This window comes from Agromyces sp. NPDC056965, from assembly GCF_042673425.1.
Lineage (GTDB): Bacteria > Actinomycetota > Actinomycetes > Actinomycetales > Microbacteriaceae > Agromyces.
Genome location: NZ_JBHURI010000016.1, coordinates 1 through 20,099, shown reverse-complemented (window position 1 = coordinate 20,099; position 20,099 = coordinate 1). Strand labels below are relative to the sequence as shown.

Sequence of the window (20,099 nt, the reverse complement as noted above, 5' to 3'; positions counted from 1 at the left end):
GATGACCGAGGCATCCGCTCCCACCGGCCCGACCGAGGCCGACGTCGACCGCGGCGTCACCCGGCCGGCCACCCCGCTCTGGCTCGCGATCACGATCGCGGTCGCGTTCGGCGTCTTCTACGCGTACGACGTGTGGGAGGCGGTCGGCAACCTCGTCGGCCTGAACATCTACGCCGACGGACTCGGCATCCCGATCACCGGGGCAGGATGGGCGCTGCTCGTGGTGGGCATCGCCGTGCCGCTGCTCGTGTTCGGCGTCGCGTTCTGGCTGGGCCGCCGGCGCGGACCGCTCGCACAGGTCGTGATCCTCCTCGCCGGGTACGCACTCGTGCAGGTGCTCGCCGCCGACATCTCGTCGTTCTTCCAGCTCGGCGGCCTCGACCTCTCGTGACGCCTCGGGCGTCACACAACCGAGGCGGCATGCGCGCTCCAGTAGAGTGAGCACGAAGGCGCCCCGACGGCGTGTGGCGCATCCCACCGCAAGTCGCAGTGTCGTGCGCGCGCATCACCCCGAAGGAATCGTTCGTGACAAAGCCGGTCGTGCTGATCGCCGAAGAACTCTCGCCCGCCACCGTCGAGGCCCTCGGCCCCGACTTCGACATCAGGTCCGTCGACGGCACCGACCGGCCCGCGCTGCTCGCGGCCCTGGCCGATGCCGACGCGATCCTCGTGCGCTCCGCCACGAAGGTCGATGCAGAGGCGATCGCCGCTGCGCCGAGGCTGAAGGTCGTCGCCCGTGCCGGTGTCGGCCTCGACAACGTCGACATCAAGGCGGCCACCGCGGCCGGCGTGATGGTCGTGAACGCCCCGACGTCGAACATCATCTCGGCGGCCGAGCTGACCGTCGGCCACATCCTGAGCCTCGCCCGCCACATCCCCGCCGCGCACTCCGCGCTCGCACAGGGGGAGTGGAAGCGCTCGACGTACACGGGTGTCGAGCTCTACGAGAAGACGATCGGCATCATCGGCCTCGGCCGCATCGGTGCGCTCATCGCCGCGCGACTGCAGGCGTTCGGCACCAACGTGATCGCCTACGACCCCTACATCACCGCCGCACGCGCGCAGCAGCTCGGCGTGCAGACCGTGAGCCTCGACGAACTGCTCGAGCAGAGCGACTTCATCACGATCCACATGCCGAAGACGCCCGAGACCACCGGCATGATCGGCACCGAGCAGTTCGCCCGCATGAAGCCGACCGCGTACATCGTGAACGTCGCCCGCGGCGGGCTCATCGACGAAGACGCGCTGCACGACGCCCTCGTCGCCCGCACGATCGCCGGCGCGGCCGTCGACGTCTTCGTCTCGGAGCCGCCGCGCGACTCGCCGCTGCTCGGCCTGCCGAACATCGTCGTGACGCCGCACCTCGGCGCCTCGACCGACGAGGCGCAAGAGAAGGCGGGCGTCTCGGTCGCGAAGTCGGTGCGGCTCGCCCTCGCGGGTGAGCTCGTGCCCGACGCGGTCAACGTCGCCGGCGGTGTCATCGACCCGTACGTGCGCCCCGGCATCCCGCTCGTCGAGAAGCTCGGCCAGCTCTTCGCCGGCATCGCCAACGGTCCGCTCACGAGCCTCGACGTCGAGGTGCGCGGCGAACTCGTCGACTACGACGTGAGCGCGCTGAAGCTCGCCGCCCTGAAGGGCGTCTTCACGAACGTCGTCAGCGAGACGGTGTCGTACGTGAACGCGCCGCTCCTCGCCGAGCAGCGCGGGCTCGACGTGCGCCTGATCACGGCGGCCGAGTCGCCCGAGTACCGCAACGTCATCACGCTCACCGGTGCGCTCGCCGACGGACGCCAGGTCTCGGTGGCCGGTACGCTGACCGGCCCGAAGCAGATCGAGAAGCTCGTCGCCGTCAACGGCTTCGAACTCGAGGTGCCGATCGCGACCACCCACATCGTCATGGAGTACGCCGACCGGCCCGGCATCGTCGCGGTCTACGGCCGCGAGTTCGGCGAGGCCGGCATTAACATCGCCGGCATGCAGATCGCACGCCGCGAGGCGGGCGGGCAGGCGCTCAGCGTGCTGACCGTCGATTCGCCGGTGCCCGCCGAGGTGCTCGAGCGCGTGCGCGAGGCGATCGACGCGAGCCTGTTCGTCGAGATCGACATCACCGAATAGCGATCAGAACGGCCGGATGCCCCGGCGCGTCGCTGCCCTGCAGTGCGCGCCGGGGCATCCGTCGTCGAGCGACCGGTCGTGCGTCTATCGACCGGTGCGCGCGATGCGCTCGAGCAGGGCGACGAGCTCGTCCATCTGCGCCGGGCCGATGTCGTCGGAGTCGAGCGCCGATGCGTCGACCTCTGCGCGTAGGGCGGAGTGGTAGTAGAGGCCGTCGCCGATGAGGGTGATGGCGAGGGCGAGCGCGGGGTCGTCGATGTGGCGGCCCATCTCCTCGAGCCACCGGCCGCGCACGGCGTCGATCGCCGCAGCGGCCTGGCGATCGCCGCCCTGGGCGAGTCGCACCGTGGCGACGAAGCTGTGGTCGATGGCCGACTCGAGGTCGACCGACGAGCGCACGAAGTAGGAGATCGGGCCATCGGGTGCCGAGTGGATGCGGGCGACGTCGTCGTCGACGAGCCGGTGCAGGCGCTCGATGAGGCCCGCGATGAGGGCGTGGCGCGAACCGAAGTGGTACAGCAGGCCGCCCTTCGAGACCCCGGCGGCACGGGCGGTGGCGTCGAGCGTCGCCGTGCGCTCGCCGTCGGCGATGATGATGCGCTCGAAGGCGTCGAGCACTGCTTCTCGGGCGGCGGGTGGGCGACTCATGATCCCAGTGTGGCCGATGGGGGGATGGTTGACGACGCGTGGGGCATGTCTGTTACTATACCAGCTGGACGGTACAGTAACCGCCTGAAACGAACGAGCCTGAGATGACAGACACCAGCCAGACCGAACTGCACGCGAACGAGACCACGCACCCCGCCGCGACGGCGCCCGACACGCCGGCCGCACGCGCGCCCCGCCGCGCCTGGGTCGCCCTCGCCGTGCTCATGCTGCCCGTGCTGCTCGTCTCGGTCGACAACACGGTGCTGAGCTTCGCGCTGCCCGCAATCGCCCTCGATCTCGCACCGACGGCCGCCCAGCAGCTCTGGATCATCGACGCCTACCCGCTCGTGCTCGCGGGCCTGCTCGTGGCGATGGGCAGCGCCGGCGACCGCTTCGGCCGACGTCGCATGCTGCTCATCGGCTCGGTCGGCTTCGCCGTGCTCTCGATCGTCGCCGCGTTCGCGCCGACCGCCGAGGCGCTCATCGCCTCGCGCGCCGCGCTCGGGTTCTTCGGCGCCATGCTCATGCCCTCGACCCTGTCGCTGCTCCGCACCGTCTTCGTCGAGCGCGAGCAGCGCCGACTCGCGATCGCGATCTGGGCGTCGGGCTTCGCGGCCGGCAGCGCCCTCGGCCCGCTCGTCGGCGGCGTGCTCATCGAGCACTTCCACTGGGGCTCCGTGTTCCTCCTCGCCGTGCCCGTGCTCGTGCCGCTCCTGATCCTCGTGCCGCTGCTCATCCCCGAGAGCCGCGACCCGGCGCCCGGCCGCATCGACATCCCGAGCACGCTCCTCTCGCTCGCCGCGATGGTGCCCGTCGTCTTCGGCATCAAGTCCCTCGCCACCGAGGGCGTCTCGGGCTTCGGCATCCAGGCGATCGTGTTCGGCCTGTTCTGCGCCCTCTGGTTCGTGCGGCGTCAGCTCAAGAGCCGTTCGCCCATGCTCGACGTCCGGTTGTTCCGCCAGGGTTCGTTCGGCGGCGCCGTGCTCGTGAACCTGTTCAGCGTCATCGCGCTCGTCGGCTTCCTCTACTTCGTATCGCAGCACCTCCAGCTCATCGCAGGGCTGTCGCCGGTCGCAGCCGGCCTCGCCCTGCTGCCGGGTCTCGTCGCGATGATCATCGCCGGCCTCGCCGTCGTGCCGATCGCACGTCGCGTGCGGCCGCGGGTGCTCGTGCCGATCGCGCTGCTCCTGTCGGCCGGCGGCTACGCGGTCATCGCGTTCTTCGCGACCGCCGACTCGATCGCGCCCGTCGTCATCGCCTTCGTGATGCTCGGCGTCGGCATCGGCGCCGCCGAGACCGTCTCCAACGAGCTCATCCTCTCGAGCGCGCCGCCCGAGAAGGCGGGCGCCGCGTCGGCGGTCTCCGAGACCGCGTACGAGCTCGGTGCCGTGCTCGGCACGGCCGTGCTCGGGTCGATCCTCGCCGCCCACTACAGCGCCGCGATCGTGCTGCCCACCGAACTGACCGCCGCGCAGGCCGCGAAGGCGAGCGAGACGCTCGCGGGTGCCGCCACGGTCGCCGAACAACTGCCCGCTGCGATCGGTGAACAGCTCGCGGCATCCGCCGCCCTGGCCTTCGACGAGGGCGTCGTCATCACCTCGCTCATCGGCGTCGCGCTCATGGTCGCCGCCGCGGTCGTCGCCGTGCTGGCCCTCCGCAACCCGAAGGGCGCCGCCGCCCACGAGTGAGTGACGCCGCGGGTGTCACGCGCGCGTGCGGCCAGTACGCTGGAAGGGCTCGCGCACGAAGGAGAATTCATGGTGGACACGGTCAAGCTCGCGGTCATCCCCGGTGACGGGATCGGCCCCGAAGTCGTCGGGCAGGCGCTGAAGGCGCTCGCAGCGGCAACCGAGGCGTCGGGGGTCGTGTTCGAGCAGACCGAGTTCTCCCTGGGCGCCGCGCGCTACCTCGCGACCGGCGACGTGCTGACCGACGACGACCTCGCCGCGATCAAGGACCACGACGCGATCCTGCTCGGCGCGGTCGGCGGGGTGCCCGGCGACCCCCGCCTCACGGGCGCGAACATCGAGCGCGGCCTGCTCCTGAAGCTCCGCTTCGAACTCGACCACTACGTGAACCTGCGACCGTCGGTGCTCTACCCCGGGGTCGCGAGCCCGCTCGCGGCACCCGGCGAGGTCGACTTCGTCGTCGTCCGCGAGGGCACCGAGGGCCCCTACGTCGGCAACGGCGGCGCGATCCGCGTCGGCACCGCGGCGGAGGTCGCCAACGAGGTCTCGGTGAACACGGCCTACGGCGTCGAACGCGTCGTGCGGTACGCGTTCGCCGCGGCATCCGCTCGACCGCGCAAGAAGCTGACGCTCGTGCACAAGACCAACGTGCTCGTCTTCGCCGGCTCGCTGTGGAAGCGCACGGTCGACGCCGTGGCCGCGGAGTTCCCCGAGGTCGCGGTCGACTACCTGCACGTCGACGCGGCGACGATCTTCCTCGTCACCGATCCCGCACGATTCGACGTGATCGTCACCGACAACCTCTTCGGCGACATCCTGACCGACCTGGCCGGCGCGATCAGCGGCGGCATCGGCCTCGCGGCCTCGGGCAACATCAACCCCGACGGCCGGTTCCCGAGCATGTTCGAGCCGGTGCACGGCTCGGCGCCCGACATCGCGGGCCAGGGCCTCGCCGACCCCACCGCCGCGATCCTCTCCGTGGCACTCCTGCTCGACCACCTCGGTCGGGCGGACGCCGCGCAGAAGGTGCAGCGGGCGGTCGTCGCCGACATCGCCGAGCGCGGCGACACCAGACGCACGACCTCCGAGGTCGGCGACGCCATCGCCGCCCGTATCGGCGCACTCGACTGATCCAGCGCATCGAAGGAAGCGAATCATGACCATCAACCTCCCGCTCCAGGCCCCATCGGCAGCCGGTCTCATCTGGCAGGTCACCCGCAACGAGCAGGCGAAGACGCCCGCCGAACGCGATGCGGTCCTCGCCGACCCCGGCTTCGGCAACCACTTCACCGACCACATGGTCGACATCTGCTGGTCGGAGAAGGGCGGCTGGCACCGCCCGAGGGTCTCGCCCTACGGCCCGATCTCGCTCGACCCCGCTGCCGCGGTGCTGCACTACGCGCAGGAGATCTTCGAGGGCATGAAGGCGTACCGTCACGCCGACGGTTCGATCCACACCTTCCGGCCATTCGAGAACGCCGCCCGCATGCAGCGCTCGGCCCGCCGCATGGCGCTGCCCGAGCTGCCGAGCGAGATCTTCATCGAGTCGCTCAAGCAGCTCATCGCGGTCGACGCCGACTGGGTGCCGAGCGCGCCAGAGACGAGCCTCTACCTGCGACCGTTCATGTTCGCGAAAGAGGCGTTCCTCGGGGTGCGTCCGGCGAAGAAGGTCGCCTACTACGTGATCGCGAGCCCGGCGGGAGCCTACTTCCCCGGTGGTGTCGAGCCCGTGAACATCTGGCTCTCCACCGACTACGCCCGCGCCGGCAAGGGCGGTACCGGCGCTGCCAAGACCGGCGGCAACTACGCGTCGAGCCTGCTGCCGCAGGCCGAGGCCTACGAGCAGGGATGCCAGCAGGTCGCGTTCCTCGACGACGCCGGCAACCTCGAAGAGCTCGGCGGCATGAACATCGTGCTCGTGAAGCGCGACGGCACGCTCGTCACGCCCGAGTCGCCCTCGATCCTCGAGGGCATCACGCGCGACTCGATCCTCCAACTCGCGACCGACCGCGGCCACGCGGTCGAGCGGCGCGCCATCGCGCTCGACGAGTGGCGCAGCGGCGCAGAGTCCGGCGAGATCGTCGGCGCGTTCGCCTGCGGCACCGCCGCGGTCGTCGTGCCCATCGGGCGCCTCCTCGGCACCGACTTCGAGATCGTGCACGCAGGGGCCGCGGCATCCGAGCTCGCGCTTTCGCTTCGCCAGGAGCTCACCGACATCCAGTACGGTCGCGCAGAAGACCGCCACGGCTGGCTGACCCGACTCGACGCGTGACGGAACTCGCCGGCGGTGGCGGTGCCGTCGGCGACGGCCTGCGCATCCGTGCGTTCGAGGTCGCCGACACCGAGCGGGTCGTCGCCCTGTGGCGCTCGACCGGACTCGTCGTGCCGTGGAACGACCCCTACCGCGACATCGAGCGCAAGCTGGCGGTGCAGCCCGAGCTCTTCCTCGTGGGGGAGTCGGCAGGCACCGTCGTGGCGACGGCCATGGTCGGCTACGACGGCCACCGGGGCTGGGTGAACTACCTCGCGGTCGACGCCGACCGTCGTGGAGAGCGCCTCGGCGCGCTGCTCATGACCGAGGCCGAGCGGCTGCTGACCGAGCGCGGCTGCCCCAAGCTCAACCTGCAGGTGCGGTCGACGAACGAGGGCGTCATCGAGTTCTACCGTCGGCTCGGCTATCAGGTCGACGAGGCGGTAAGCCTCGGCAAGCGGCTCATCCCCGACGGTCCGGCCCGCTCCTGAGCGAGAACCCGCCGAGTCGCAGGACGATTCGCGCGGCGCGCCGGCGACACGCGGCGTGCCGCCCGGTCGGTCCTGCGACTCGGCGGAAAGACCGCCGCGGGTAGGCTGAGGGCATGAAGATCGCGCGTTTCAGCCACGACGACACCATCGCATTCGGCATCGTCGACGAAGAGGAGCACGAGCTCGTCGTGCTGAAGGCCGACCCCATGTTCGCGGGCTACGAGCCCACGGGCGAGCGCGTCAAGCTCACCGACGCGAAGCTGCTGGCGCCCGTGATCCCGCGTTCCAAGGTCGTCGCGGTCGGCAAGAACTACCGCGACCACGCGGAGGAGATGGGCGGCGAGGCACCTTCGGAGCCGCTGCTGTTCCTGAAGCCGAACACCTCGGTCGTCGGCCCCGGCGATGCCATCGTGCTGCCGAGGCAGAGCGAGCGGGTCGAGCACGAGGGCGAGCTCGCGGTCGTCATCGGGCGCATCGCGAAGAACGTCTCGGAAGAGGACGCCGACGACTACGTCTTCGGCTACACGATCGCGAACGACGTCACGGCCCGCGACCTGCAGCAGCGCGACGGCCAGTGGGCCCGCGCGAAGGGCTTCGACTCCTTCTGCCCCCTCGGCCCCGTGATCGAGACGCACGTCGACTTCGAGACCGCCACGATCGAGACGCGCGTGAACGGCGAGAGCCGGCAGTCGGGCCGCCTCTCCGACATGGTGCACTCGGTCGCCTCGATCATCGCCTACGCGTCGAGCGTGTTCACGCTGCTGCCGGGCGATGTCATCCTCACGGGCACCCCGGCCGGCGTCGGGCCGATCGTCGACGGCGACACCGTCGAGGTCGACGTCACCGGACTCGGCACGCTCTCGAACCCGGTTCGCTCGGCGGCGTAGCGCGGCGCGCGGCGGGTCCGCGACGGTCTGTCGCGCTCAGCGCCCGAGAGCGGATGCCGCGAGCTCGACGTCCTCGTCGTCGTTCCACACGTGGAACGCGACACGAGCCCGACCGGCGCGCCCCGAAGCGGTGATGCCCGCGGCGCCGAGCGCGGCGAGGTCGCTGCCGTCGAGATCCGGCCACGCGACGATCGCACTGTCGGAGGGGGCCAGGTCGAGCCGCGAGCGGAACGCGTTCGCGAGCCCGACGTCGTGGCGCTGCACCTCCGCCATGTCGAGCGAGGCCGCGAGTTCGAGCGCCGCCTCCGCGCCGGCCCAGGCCTGCCAGGCGGGGGAGACGTCGAAGCGCTGCGCTCCCGCGGCGAGATGCAGCTCCGGTCCGTAGCACGAGGCCCACGGATCGCCGCCCGAGTACCAGCCGGCCGCGAGGGGCGTCAGCTCGTCGACCGCTCGGGTCGAGAACGCGGCGAACGCCGCGCCGCGGGGGGCGGAGAGCCACTTGTACGCGTGGCAGATCACGATGTCGGCGTCGAGCGAGTCGGTCGGCATCCAGCCGGTGGCCTGCGTCGAATCGATGAGGGTCAGTGCGCCTGCCGTCCGGGCTGCGGCGGCGACGGATGCCGCGTCGGCGATCTCGCCCGTCGCCGACTGCACGAGCGAGTACGACACGAGCCACGTCGAGTCGGTCACGGAGCTCGCGAGCTCTGCGAGCGGCACGTGACGCACGCGCAGGTCGCCTCGGGCGAGGAAGGGGCCGATCACCGACGAGAAGTCGCCGTCGACGCAGACGATCTCCGCTCCCGCGGGTGCCGAGGCCGCCGCGATGGCGGCGAACACCGAGACCTGCGAGCCGGTGGCGATCTCGCTCGGCGCGCGGCCGAGCAGCGTCGCCGCGTGCGCCCGGGCCCGGTCGTGGATCCGTCCGTACTCGACGCCGCACGCCGTTCCGGTCGACCACGATTCGAGGTCGCGTCGCACCGCGTCGCGTGTGACATCGGCCGGGAGACCCATCGTGCAGGCGGCGAGATAGCCGCGGCCTGCGGCGTACCGCTCGCGAGTGTGGTGCATGCACCCAGTCTCGGCGCGCGTGATTCATTCGACAAGGCCCGGTGAATGATCACACACATGCGCTCCGGTTATGATTCATGCATGTCGGATGCCTCGATCGACGCCCTCGCCGCAGCACTCGACCTGCAGACGGTGCGCGTCGTGCACCAGATCGCCGAGCACGGCTCGCTCACCGCGGCCGCCGAATGGCTCGGCTACAGCCAGCCCGCCGTGAGCCAGCAGCTGCGACGGTTCGAGCGTCGCACCGGCATCGCGCTCGTGGAGCGCGTGGGGCGCGGCATCCGCTTGACGGAGTCGGGCCGCGTGCTCGCCCGTCATGCGCAAGACGTCGCCACGGCGCTCGAGGCCGCGGCCGGCGAACTCGCCGAGCTCCGCGGGCTTCGCTCCGGCCGCGTGCGACTCGTCGCCTTCCCCTCCGCCTCGGCGACGCTCGTGCCCCGCCTCATCGCGGCGCTCGCCGCCGCCCACCCCGGCATCGACGTCACCTACGTCGAGGCCGAACCGCCCGAGGCGGTGCAGGCGGTGCGCGCAGACCAGGCCGATCTCGCGATCACCTTCAGCTACCCCGGCGACCGCGACGACCCGCACCAGGCGAGCGCACGCGGGCTCGATGTGCGCGTCTACGGCGACGAGCCGATGCGGCTCGTGCTGCCCACCGGGCATCCCGCCGCGGCATCCGACTTCGTCGACCTCGGGATGCTGCGGGACGAGCCGTGGATCGCCGGTTGCCCGCGGTGCCGCGGGCACCTGCTCGAGCTCGCCGGTGCCGCGGGATTCGTGCCGCGCATCGCCTTCGAGACCGACAACTTCGTCGCCGTCGAGGGCATGGTCGCACAGGGGCTCGGGGTGGCGCTGTTGCCGGCGCTCGCGCTCGCGGCCTCGCCGCGGCACGAGGACGTCGTGGCCAGGCCCACCGCTCGCGCCGACGTGCGCTCGCTCCATCTCGTGACCGCGCGCGGGGCCGAACGGGTGCCGGCCGTCGCCGCAGCACTCGCCGCGCTGGAATCGCTCGCCGCTCGATAGCATTGAGGGGTATGTCTGAGACAGCTCACCCCACGACCACGGCCACCGGCAGCGACATCCGCGTGCGCTTCTGCCCATCGCCGACCGGAACGCCGCACGTCGGACTCGTGCGCACGGCCCTGTTCAACTGGGCCCATGCGCGCCACACCGGCGGCACCTTCGTCTTCCGCATCGAAGACACCGATGCCGCTCGCGACAGCGAGGAGAGCTACGCGCAGATCCTCGACGCGCTCACCTGGCTCGGCCTCACGTGGGACGAGGGCATCGACGTCGGCGGCCCGCACGGCCCCTACCGGCAGTCGCAGCGCGGTGAGATCTACCTCGAGATCATCGAGCGACTGAAGGCATCGGGCCACCTCTACGAGTCGTTCTCGACGGCGGAGGAGATCGACGCCCGCAACGAGGCCAACGGGCGGCCGAAGCAGCTCGGCTACGACAACTTCGACCGCGATCTCACCGACGAGCAGAAGGCGGCGTTCCGCGCCGAGGGCCGCCAGCCCGCCCTGCGACTGCGCGTGCCCGAGGTCGACCTCGGTTTCGACGACCTCGTGCGCGGCCGCATCGACTTCCCGGTCGGGTCGACGATCGACTTCGTCGTCGTGCGCCCGAACGGTGCGCCGCTCTACACCTTCGTGAACCCCGTCGACGATGCGCTCATGGGCATCACCGACGTGCTCCGCGGCGAAGACCTGCTCTCGTCGACGCCGCGTCAGATCGCGCTGTACCACGCGCTCATCGACATCGGCGCGACCACGTTCGTGCCGCGCTTCGGTCACCTGCCCTACGTCATGGGCGAGGGCAACAAGAAGCTCTCCAAGCGCGACCCCGAGTCGAACCTGTTCCACCATCGCGACCGGGGGTTCATCCCCGAGGGGCTCATCAACTACCTCGCGCTGCTCGGTTGGGGGTTCTCGGCCGACCGCGACGTATTCTCGCGCGACGAGCTCATCGCCGCGTTCGACGTCGCGAACGTCAACCCGAACCCCGCTCGCTTCGACCTGAAGAAGGCCGAGGCGATCAACGGCGACCACATCCGCCAGCTCGACGTCGCCGACTTCGCAGCGCGCACGGTGCCGTACCTGCAGGCGGCCGGGGCCGTCTCCAGCCCGATCGCGCCCGCTGAAGAGGCCGTGCTCGCCGAAGGCGCGCCCCTCATCCAGGAGCGCATCGCCCTGCTGGGCGAGGCTCCGGGCATGCTGGGCTTCCTGTTCACGGATGCCGCGGGCCTGGAGTTCGACGAAGCCGCCGTCGGTGCCCTCACCGCGGACGCCCCCGCCGTGCTCGCCGCGGCGCGCGAGGCGCTCGATCGACTGCCGGCCGAGGACTGGACGCACGAGCAGATCGAGGAGGCGCTGCGCGCTGCCCTCGTCGACGGGCTCGCGCTCAAGCCGCGTGTGGCCTTCGGCGCGGTGCGCACTGCGATCTCAGGACGGCGCATCTCGCCGCCGCTCTTCGAGTCCATGCAGATCCTCGGCAAGGTCGACTCGATCGAGCGGATCGACCGTCTGACGGCGCTGCTCGCGTGACGCGCGCGGCGCCCGCCGGGTGAGCGCTGCTCAGTTTGGTGGGCGCCGCACCGTAGGCTAGAGTTACATGTCGGCACGGAACTTCGGATTCGGCCATTGGGGTATGGTGTAATTGGCAACACGGCGGTTTCTGGTACCGTTGTTCTTGGTTCGAGTCCAGGTACCCCAGCTTTTGCAGGCGCAGGATTTCACGGCGGCATCACTTGTCGCCCGTCCTGCGCCTTCGCTGTTTTCCGGGTGTGGCCCAGCCTCGCCGCGAAGGGCGTGAACGCCGCTCATGCGGCTCGGCGTGCACGTCATGTCCACCGGGCGACGTCGGGCCGTCAGGTTCGCTCGCTTGAGGCGCCGCACGCGCATGGACGACGTCAGCTCTGGCAATCGATTGCCAGAACGGACACCGTCGAGCCGGTGACGAGCCCGGTAGGGGGCTCAGGCGAGTCGGTCGATGACGGAGGGGTCGACCCGGCGACGCAGTGGCTCGCCGGCGATGAATCGAGCGAGTTCCTCTGCGACCAGGCGACCCATCGCGGAGCGGTCGGCGCCCGTCGCGCCGGCGATGTGCGGAGTGAGCACGACGTTCCGGAGCGTGTACAGGGGGGAGTCCGCGGTGGGCGGCTCGGGCGAGGTGACGTCGAGCAGGGCGGTGAGGTCGGGACGCGACGCGAGTGTGCGGATGAGCGCGGTTTCGTCGATGATGCCGCCGCGCGCGGTGTTCACGATCGTCGCCCCGAATCGCATGCGCGCGAGCAGCGCGGCGTCGACCATTCCCTCGGTCGCGGGCACGAGGGGAGCATGCAGGCTCACGACATCTGATCTCTCGAAGACATCCTCGAGGCTCGTGAGTTCGATGCCCGTGGCGGCCGCTTCATCGGGATCGGCGAACGGGTCGTAGGCGATCACCCTGGCGGACGTGGTGCCGAGCATCGCCGCGACACGTCGTCCGATCTCGCCGAGCGCGACGAGGCCGACGGTGGATCCGGCCACGCCGGTGGCGACCCGGGCAGCTGCGATCCGGCGCTCATCCTGGAACGTCCGAGCGGCGAGCGCGGTCCGGCGCAAGCCGAGCAGAATCTGCGCGAAGGCGAATTCGGCGACCGGCTCGGCGTTCGCCGCCGCCGCCGAGACGACGGGGATTCCGGATCGCCAGAACGCCTCGCCGGCGATGTGCTTCACGGAGCCCGCAGCGTGCAGCACGAGCTGAAGTCGAGGTGCCGACGCGAGGAGCGCTGCGTCGAGGTCGGGTGCACCCCAGCCCGTCAAGAGCACGTCGACCTCGCTCAGCGCAGCGGGATCCGCGGCGAGCTCCTCGCGGGTGAGGATCGGGCGACGGAGGTCGACCAGCGCATCGATGCGGGCGAGGACCGCTTCGGGATACACGTCGTCGCGGCGACGCGTTTCCATCACGAGTGCTGCGCGAAGTCGGTCGGTCATCTGGGGTGCTCCTGCATCGTTGGTGGAGGGATGTCACGACACGTGGACAGACATCCGATGATCGTTGACAGTGTGACGCTCTTTAGGTTAGGTTCGCAAGCGACGTCTTGCAATGTGGCAAGCGTTTGCCAAAGTAACGGAGAAACCATGCACAGCGCAATGCAGAGATTGTTGAGGACCACCGCGATGGTCGGCGTCGCCACCCTCGTCTTCGCCGGATGCTCCGCACAGGGCGGCGATACCACCGGTGACAGCGGGGTCCCCCAAGACGAGAAGGCCACCCTGGAGGTCTGGACCCGCACCACGCCCGGCAGCCCGAGCGAGGCCGCGACGATCCGCCAGGTCGAAGCCTTCACGGAGGCCACCGGCTACAAGGCGGAGGTCACCGCGATCTTCGACGACTTCGAGATCAAGCTCGCGCAGCGCGCCGGGCAGAAGGACCTGCCCGACATCGTGCTGAACGACGTCAGCCAGCTCGGCACCATGCAGTCGCAGGGCATCCTCCGCGAGATCGACCTCGACGAGATCGAGAATTCGAAGGACATGACCGCGCAGGCGCTCGAGGCCAGCAAGGCCGTCGACGGCAAGACCTACGGCCTCCCGTATTCGGCACAGGCCAACGCCCTCATGATCCGCAGCGACTGGCTGGCGAAGCTGGGCCTCGAGGCCCCCACCGACTGGGATGAGATGCTCGCCGTCGCCGAGGCCTTCACGACGCAGGACCCCGACGGCAACGGGCAGGCCGACACGTACGGCCTCGCGGTGCCCGGATCGACCAAGCGCGGCTACGCCTCGTGGTACTTCTCGAACTTCCTGTGGGCGGCCGGCGGCGACTTCATCACCGGCTCCGGCGACGAGTGGCTTCCGTCGATGACCTCCGACGAGGCCGTCGAGGCGACCACGTGGTTCCGGGACCTCCAGTGCGAGGCGGGCGTCATGCAGCCGGGCGCTCCCAGCATGGACACCCCGCCGACCAACGAGGCGTTCGAGTCCGGCGTCGCGGGCATGTACGTGACCGGCCCGTACATGATGCCGCGCTTCGACAAGGTGCTCGGCGCCGACAAGTACGAGGTCGTTCCGGCGCCGCAGGGCCCGAAGGACTCCTCCGTGCTCGCCGAAGGCGGCACGGTCTACCTGATGGCCGGGTCCGAGAACACGAAGGGCCAGACCGCATTCGCCGACTGGTACGTCAGCCCCGAGGCGCAGACGTACGGCATGGAGGGCACGGATGCCTTCGCCATCCAGCTGCCGGTCAACGAGACGGTCGACATCGCCGACGTGCGCGACGACCCGCGCTGGCAGACGTTCGCGACCGCGTACCAGGAGAGCGGCCGCTACGCCCCGACCATCCCGAGCTGGACTCCGGTCCGTCAGATGAGCGCCGACACCATCAACGCGCTCATCGCGGACTGCTCGCTCGACGTGGAAGACGAACTCACCAAGCTCGACGGCAAGCTGACGGCCGAGCTCCTGACGCAGGGAATCCTCAAGCAGTGACGATCCATGTAGCCGACGCCGTGCTCGCGGCCGACGCTCCGAAGGCAGCGGCGGGGGCCGGCGCGTCCCCGCCGCCCGCCCGGCGGCATCGCCGCCACCGTGTTCAGGGCAAGTGGTGGATCCCGTGGGCCTTCCTCGCCCCCGCCCTCCTGCTCTTCCTCGTCTTCCGCTACATCCCGATGGTCCAGGCGGTCGGCATGTCGGTGGAGAACGTCCGCCCCTACCTCGGCAACGAGTTCGTGGGCTTCGACAACTACGAGACGATCCTGTCGTCGCCGGACTTCCACAACGCGACGATCAACACCCTCATCCTCGCCTTCGGCCAGACCGCGGGATGCCTCGTGCTCGGCTTCGCGCTGGCGCTGCTGCTCGAGGGCCAGACCCGCAAGCTCTCCTTCATCCGTTCCGCCGCCTTCCTGCCCGTGGTGGTCCCGATGGCCGTCGTCGCGGAGCTGTGGCGGATCATGTACCACCCGTCCGACGACGGGTTCCTGAACTCGATCATCGCCCACGTCGGCCTCGGCCCCAGCGAGTACATCAACAGCCCGCAGTCGGCGATGTGGTCGATCATGCTGATGGGAATCTGGCGCGGCGGTCCCTACGACATGATGATCATCCTCGCCGGCCTCGCCGGCATCGATCGGGGGCTCTACGAGGCCGCCACCGTCGATGGCGCGAATCGCTGGCAGCGCATCGTGCACGTGACGTTGCCGGGCCTGCGTCCGGTGTTCACGATCTTGTTCATCCTGGCTGCCATCCGCGGCTTCCGGGTGTTCACCGAGGTGTACCTGATGACGAACGGCGGCCCGAACGGGTCCACCGAGGTCGTGATGACGCTCCTCTACAAACTCGGCCTGGAGCAGCAGAAGCTGGGCGTCGGCTCCGCCGGTGCCGTGCTGCTGTTCCTCGCAACCCTCGTGCTCACCGTCGTGGTGCAGCTCCTGCTGCGAAGGAGGAAGGACGCATGAGCGTCGGAACCGATACTGCCCTCGGCCTCACCGAGAGCCGCACCGTCGTCGGCATCGGCGTGAAGGTGCTGCTGTACGCGGTGGTCGTCACGTTGTTCGCCGGGCCGCTGATCGCGTTGCTCTCCGGCGCATTCAGCGAGGTCACCGACCCGACCGAGCTCAGCGTCGTGCCGAACCGGCCGACGCTCGAGAACTTCGCGGTCGCGTTCGACTTCGGCGTGCTCGGCTACCTGGCGAACTCGTTCTTCGTCGTCGGCTTCGGCCTGCTGCTGCAGGTGGTCGTGTCGGTGCTCGCGGGCTACGCCCTCGCCCGCAAGAAGTTCCGCTTCTCGGCGCTGGCCCTGGTGGCGATCCTCGCGACCATGATGCTGCCCGACGAGATCCTCGCGCTGCCGCTCTCGATCCTGCTGGCGGACGTGCCGCTCCTCCACATCAACCTGATGGGCACGCTCGCCGGCATGATCGTGCCGATCGGCGCCTGGGCGTTCTCGATCCTGGTGATGACCGAGTTCATGAAGGACGTGCCCCTCGAGCTCGAAGAGGCCGCCCGCATCGACGGCGCAGGCGAGTTTCGCGTGTTCGCCCAGATCATCCTCCCGCTGTGCAAGCCGGCGATCGGCGTGATCGGCGTCTTCGGATTCACGATGATCTGGGATCAGTACCTGCTCCCGCTGCTCGTCTCCACCTCGAGCGCCACCTATACGCTGCCGCTCGCCCTGCGCACCCTGCGCATCGAGCCCGAGGTCACCCCGGGCGTCGTGCTGGCGGCTTCGCTGCTGGCGCTCGCCCCGTCGGTGATCGTGTTCCTCCTGTTCCAGCGCTCGTTCGCCCGCGGACTCACGTCCGGCGCGCTCAAGGGCTGAGCACGGATGATGGTCATCGAGATCGCCGGTGTCGTGGGCTTCCGCGACGTCGGCGGGATGGCGGCATCGCAGGGCAGGATCCGCGAGGGCGTGCTGTTCCGTTCCGGTCACCTCGCGGCGGCCGACGATCGTGGCGCCGACGAGGTCCGGGCGCGCGTGCGCCGGATCGTCGACCTCCGCTCCGACGACGAGGTGGACCAGGCGGCGACCGCTGTCGCCGGCATCCCCATCACTCGCCTTCCGCTGTACCTGGGCTCTCCGCGCTCGTTCTTCCTCGAGGACTACTCGCTCGATGAGATCTACGCACACCTCCTGGCGGATTCGTCGGCCGAGCTCGTCGCGGCCGTGCGAGTGATCGCGCAGGGCGATCCGACCCTCGTGCACTGCACCGCCGGCAAGGACAGGACCGGCCTGACGATCGCGATCGCGCTCTCCGCGGTCGGTGCCGACCGGGATGCCGTCGTGGCCGACTACTCGCTCACGGCCGACCTCATTCCCGCCGCCGATCGCCGGGCGACGTCCGAGCGGCTGGCCCGCACCTACCCGCGATCGCGCCACGCTGCGATGCTCGCGACGGAATCCCCGGCCGCGGTGATGCGCGACACGCTCGCCCTGGTGGACCGCACCTGGGGCGGAGCCGCCGGATACCTGAGCGCGCATGGATTCTCGGCCGATGACGCGGCGGCGCTGCACGCGGCACTCCTCACTCCCTCCCCGGTCTCCGCATCGGATCCAGCATCAGCCCACTCTCCAGGAGCATCCACATGACGACGATCGACGATCGCCCCGCATCGCCACCCGCACTCGGCCCCGACGGTGCATGGCTCACGCACGACCGCCTCGGCATGTTCGTGCACTGGGGCCTCTACGCGCTGCCCGCGCGCCACGAATGGGTCAAGAGCAACGAGCGCATGGGCGACGCCGAGTACCAGCGATACTTCGATCGATTCGACCCCGATCACTACGAGCCACGCGAGTGGGCGCGGGCGGCGAAGGCGGCGGGCATGGGCTACGTCGTGCTGACCGCGAAGCACCACGACGGCTTCTGCCTCTGGGACTCGGCGCTGACCGACTACAAGATCACCAACACGCCGTACGGCCGCGACGCGGTCGGCCCGTATGTCGAGGCGTGCCGCGCAGCGGGGCTGAAGGTCGGCCTCTACTACTCGCTCATCGACTGGCATCATGAGGAGTTCCCCGTCGACGGCACGCATCCGCAGCGCGACGACGAGGAGTTCAAGACCAGGGCGGCGGGCCGCGACATCCGTCTCTACCGTGAGTATCTGCACGGCCAAGTCCGTGAACTGCTCACCTCGTACGGTCGCATCGACTACCTGTTCTTCGACTTCTCCTACGAGCACCGCATCGACTACTGGGGTGGCAAGGGTGCGGCCGACTGGGGCTCCGAAGACCTGCTCGGGATGATTCGAGAACTCCAGCCCGGCATCATCGTGAACGACCGGCTCGGCATTCCGGGCGACCTGGTGACCCCCGAGCAGTACCAACCGGTGCGGGCGATGGAACGCGGTGGTCGGCCGGTCGTGTGGGAGGCCTGCCAGACGCTCAACGGCAGCTGGGGCTACCACCGCGACAACCTCGACTTCAAGAGCCCCGAGACCCTCGTGCGACTGCTCGTCGACGGCGTCTCGAAGGGCGGCAACCTGTTGCTGAACGTCGGGCCGAACGGGCGCGGGCGAATCGAGCCGCGCGCGGCCGAGACGCTCGCCGCCCTCGGCGCCTGGATGGACGATCACGAGCGCGCCATCCGCGGCGCCGGCCCGGCACCGTTCGCGCCACCCGTCGACGCTCGCTACACGCTGCGCGGCGACCGCCTCTACGTGCACCTCTTCGCGTGGCCGTACAAGCACCTGCACCTCGAGGGGCTCGCCGATCGCGTCGTCTACGCCCAGTTGATGACGGATGCCTCGGAGATCCGTGTCGAGCACATCGACCCGAAGCGCCCGCCGCAGAACACCCAGATGGGCGGACAGCCCGCTGGCACCCTCACGCTCCAGCTCCCGGTGCAGCGGCCCGACACGCTCGTGCCCGTCATCGAGCTGTTCCTGAGCGACCCGGCGGAGATCTCCGGCGGGACCACCCTCGACGAGGAGGACGAATGAAACGACGCACACTGATTCTCGGGGCCGCGGGCGCGGTGGTCGCCGCGGCCGGCGGCACCGCACCGGCGTACGCCGAAGAGGCGCCGCCGGCAGGCCGACCGCCCGTCGCCGCGCCGCCGCGGATCTCGGTCTCCGACCTCGCAGCGCTGCAGACGGCGATCGACGCGGCGAGGCCCGGCACCACGATCGAGGTTCGCGACGGCGTCTACGCGGTTCCCGACGGCGCACCGATCCGCATCGCCGGGGTGCGCGGCTGGCAGAACCGGCCGATCACGATCGCGGCCGAGACCGTCGGCGGGGTGACCTTCACCGGCGCTCAGAGCTTCGAGTTCGCCGATGCGCACGACGTGGTCATCTCGGGCTTCGTGCTGACGCAGTCGACGACGCTCGAGATCCCGGCCGACAGCACGCGCATCACGCTGAGTCGCAACGAGCTGACCTTCGCCGACGTCGAAGGCCTGCACTGGGTCATGGTGCGCTCCGACGACTCCGTCGTCGAGTACAACCACTTCCACGGCAAGACGACGCTCGGCATCTTCCTCGGAATCGAGGGCGCCGGCACGACGGCGATGGCGCGCAACACGCACGTGCACCACAACCTCTTCGCCGACCACCACTTCGCGGGTTCGAACGGCGGCGAGCCGATCCGGCTCGGAGTGAGCCCGCGAGCGCTCAGCAGCGCGAACGCATTGATCGAGTACAACCTCTTCGAGCGCGCGAACGGAGACCCCGAGGCGATCTCGGTCAAGTCCTCGGACAACACGCTGCGGTACAACACGATCCGATCGAGCTTCGGCGGCATCGTGCTGCGGCACGGCAACCGCACACGCGTCGAGGGCAATCACCTCATCGGCGGCGAGAACGGCATCCGCATCTACGGCAACGATCACGTCATCGTGAACAACTCGCTCGTCGGTCTGACCGGCAGCGCCGTCGTGATCGGCGCGGGGACCGTGCGCGATCACTACGAGGGCGAGCCCGCGACGTCGCGAACGAAGAACGACGCCGCCGACCGGGTGCTCATCGCCCTGAACACCTTCGCCGGCAACGGCGACGGCATCATCGGCGAGACGCACCGTCCGATCGAGCCGCACGATGCCGTGATCGCCGACAACATCATCGTCGGAGACGCCGGGGCGCTCGCCCGGGTGCCGAACTCCCAGGGCTTCACCTGGTCGGGCAACCTGCTGTGGGGCGCCGCCGAAGACGGCGACCTGCCCGCCTCGGGCTTCACGCGCGTCGACCCCTCGCTCCAGCAGGATGCCGACGGCGTCTTCCGCATCACGGGGGCGAGCCCCGCGATCAACGCCGCGACTCGTTCGTACGACGAGGTCACGCGCGAGGACATCGACGGGCATCGCCGCCGTGCCGTGGCCGACGCCGGCGCGCACGAGTACACGCCGGCTCCCGGCCTCCGCGGACCGCTCGGCACCGAGGACGTCGGTCCCCACGCACGATAGCGCGCGACGATGGCTGCGAGGGCGGATGCCGTACGGCATCAGCCCTCGCTGTCGTTCGACGCG

The 20,099-nt window shown here is 70.0% G+C and carries 18 protein-coding genes and 1 tRNA gene; 16 read left to right on the top strand and 3 right to left on the bottom strand.

Translation table 11 applies throughout. From position 1 onward, the window contains the following. Position 1 precedes the first annotated feature (1 nt). Together ACFTQE_RS05970 and serA are read left to right on the top strand one after the other, a co-directional pair. Positions 2 to 391, top strand: coding sequence for a hypothetical protein (locus ACFTQE_RS05970; protein ID WP_376924199.1), 390 nt, complete (start codon positions 2 to 4; stop codon positions 389 to 391). A 134-nt stretch (positions 392 to 525) separates the two neighbouring features. Further along, positions 526 to 2,115, top strand: a complete 1,590-nt coding sequence (serA, locus tag ACFTQE_RS05965) for a phosphoglycerate dehydrogenase (protein ID WP_376924198.1) — start codon at positions 526 to 528, stop codon at positions 2,113 to 2,115. A gap of 84 nt (positions 2,116 to 2,199) precedes the next feature. Here the strand turns inward: serA and ACFTQE_RS05960 are convergent, their stop codons facing one another. Continuing rightward, entirely contained in the window at positions 2,200 to 2,763 is a 564-nt protein-coding gene (locus tag ACFTQE_RS05960) for a TetR/AcrR family transcriptional regulator (protein WP_376924197.1), read from the bottom strand. Positions 2,764 to 2,867: 104 nt separating this feature from the next. Here ACFTQE_RS05960 and ACFTQE_RS05955 point away from each other — a divergent pair, with 104 nt between their 5' ends. The 5 genes from ACFTQE_RS05955 to ACFTQE_RS05935 all read left to right on the top strand — a co-directional run bounded on the left by ACFTQE_RS05955 (position 2,868) and on the right by ACFTQE_RS05935 (position 8,080). Next, a complete protein-coding gene (locus ACFTQE_RS05955; protein ID WP_376924196.1) occupies positions 2,868 to 4,451 on the top strand; it encodes an MFS transporter in 1,584 nt (527 codons plus the stop codon). Between the two features lie 69 nt (positions 4,452 to 4,520). Further along, positions 4,521 to 5,582: a 3-isopropylmalate dehydrogenase gene (locus ACFTQE_RS05950; protein ID WP_376924195.1), complete on the top strand. Its 1,062-nt coding sequence runs from the start codon at positions 4,521 to 4,523 to the stop codon at positions 5,580 to 5,582. Between the two features lie 25 nt (positions 5,583 to 5,607). Beyond that, on the top strand, positions 5,608 to 6,723 hold the full coding sequence (locus tag ACFTQE_RS05945; protein WP_376924194.1) for a branched-chain amino acid aminotransferase: 1,116 nt from the start codon (positions 5,608 to 5,610) through the stop codon (positions 6,721 to 6,723). Further along, positions 6,720 to 7,193 carry a GNAT family acetyltransferase gene (locus ACFTQE_RS05940; RefSeq protein ID WP_376924193.1) on the top strand — a complete coding sequence of 158 codons (474 nt, stop codon included), beginning with the start codon at positions 6,720 to 6,722 and terminating at the stop codon, positions 7,191 to 7,193. Before ACFTQE_RS05945 ends, ACFTQE_RS05940 begins: the two co-directional genes overlap by 4 nt. 113 nt (positions 7,194 to 7,306) lie before the next feature. Continuing rightward, the gene (locus ACFTQE_RS05935; RefSeq protein WP_376924192.1) at positions 7,307 to 8,080 is read left to right on the top strand and encodes a fumarylacetoacetate hydrolase family protein; all 774 of its coding nucleotides are present in this window, start codon (positions 7,307 to 7,309) and stop codon (positions 8,078 to 8,080) included. 36 nt (positions 8,081 to 8,116) lie between these two features. Here the strand turns inward: ACFTQE_RS05935 and ACFTQE_RS05930 are convergent, their stop codons facing one another. Continuing rightward, positions 8,117 to 9,148, bottom strand: coding sequence for an aminotransferase class V-fold PLP-dependent enzyme (locus tag ACFTQE_RS05930; protein ID WP_376924191.1), 1,032 nt, complete (start codon positions 9,146 to 9,148; stop codon positions 8,117 to 8,119). An 81-nt stretch (positions 9,149 to 9,229) separates the two neighbouring features. Between ACFTQE_RS05930 and ACFTQE_RS05925 the strand changes: the two genes are divergently transcribed. The 3 genes from ACFTQE_RS05925 (at position 9,230) to ACFTQE_RS05915 (ending at position 11,866) form a co-directional block, all read left to right on the top strand. Next, on the top strand, positions 9,230 to 10,171 hold the full coding sequence (locus tag ACFTQE_RS05925; RefSeq protein WP_376924190.1) for a LysR family transcriptional regulator: 942 nt from the start codon (positions 9,230 to 9,232) through the stop codon (positions 10,169 to 10,171). Between the two features lie 11 nt (positions 10,172 to 10,182). Continuing rightward, the gene (gltX, locus tag ACFTQE_RS05920) at positions 10,183 to 11,697 is read left to right on the top strand and encodes a glutamate--tRNA ligase (protein ID WP_376924189.1); all 1,515 of its coding nucleotides are present in this window, start codon (positions 10,183 to 10,185) and stop codon (positions 11,695 to 11,697) included. Positions 11,698 to 11,794: 97 nt separating this feature from the next. Then, positions 11,795 to 11,866: transfer RNA gene (locus tag ACFTQE_RS05915), tRNA-Gln, on the top strand. Between the two features lie 260 nt (positions 11,867 to 12,126). Here the strand turns inward: ACFTQE_RS05915 and ACFTQE_RS05910 are convergent. After that, positions 12,127 to 13,128: a hydroxyacid dehydrogenase gene (locus tag ACFTQE_RS05910; RefSeq protein WP_376924188.1), complete on the bottom strand. Its 1,002-nt coding sequence runs from the start codon at positions 13,126 to 13,128 to the stop codon at positions 12,127 to 12,129. 171 nt (positions 13,129 to 13,299) lie between these two features. Between ACFTQE_RS05910 and ACFTQE_RS05905 the strand changes: the two genes are divergently transcribed. Genes ACFTQE_RS05905 through ACFTQE_RS05880 form a run of 6 tightly spaced genes read left to right on the top strand, consistent with a single transcriptional unit; the run spans position 13,300 to position 20,036 of the window. Then, the gene (locus ACFTQE_RS05905; protein ID WP_376924187.1) at positions 13,300 to 14,625 is read left to right on the top strand and encodes an extracellular solute-binding protein; all 1,326 of its coding nucleotides are present in this window, start codon (positions 13,300 to 13,302) and stop codon (positions 14,623 to 14,625) included. Continuing rightward, positions 14,622 to 15,593 (top strand): carbohydrate ABC transporter permease, encoded by a 972-nt coding sequence (locus tag ACFTQE_RS05900; protein ID WP_376924186.1) that lies wholly within the window; start codon positions 14,622 to 14,624, stop codon positions 15,591 to 15,593. The genes ACFTQE_RS05905 and ACFTQE_RS05900 overlap by 4 nt, the downstream gene beginning before the upstream one ends. Next, positions 15,590 to 16,456, top strand: a complete 867-nt coding sequence (locus ACFTQE_RS05895; RefSeq protein WP_376924185.1) for a carbohydrate ABC transporter permease — start codon at positions 15,590 to 15,592, stop codon at positions 16,454 to 16,456. The genes ACFTQE_RS05900 and ACFTQE_RS05895 overlap by 4 nt, the downstream gene beginning before the upstream one ends. Positions 16,457 to 16,462: 6 nt before the next feature. Next, positions 16,463 to 17,224, top strand: a complete 762-nt coding sequence (locus ACFTQE_RS05890; protein WP_376924184.1) for a tyrosine-protein phosphatase — start codon at positions 16,463 to 16,465, stop codon at positions 17,222 to 17,224. Further along, the gene (locus ACFTQE_RS05885; RefSeq protein WP_376924183.1) at positions 17,221 to 18,576 is read left to right on the top strand and encodes an alpha-L-fucosidase; all 1,356 of its coding nucleotides are present in this window, start codon (positions 17,221 to 17,223) and stop codon (positions 18,574 to 18,576) included. The genes ACFTQE_RS05890 and ACFTQE_RS05885 overlap by 4 nt, the downstream gene beginning before the upstream one ends. Then, a complete protein-coding gene (locus ACFTQE_RS05880; RefSeq protein ID WP_376924182.1) occupies positions 18,573 to 20,036 on the top strand; it encodes a polysaccharide lyase 6 family protein in 1,464 nt (487 codons plus the stop codon). Before ACFTQE_RS05885 ends, ACFTQE_RS05880 begins: the two co-directional genes overlap by 4 nt. Positions 20,037 to 20,099 lie beyond the last annotated feature (63 nt).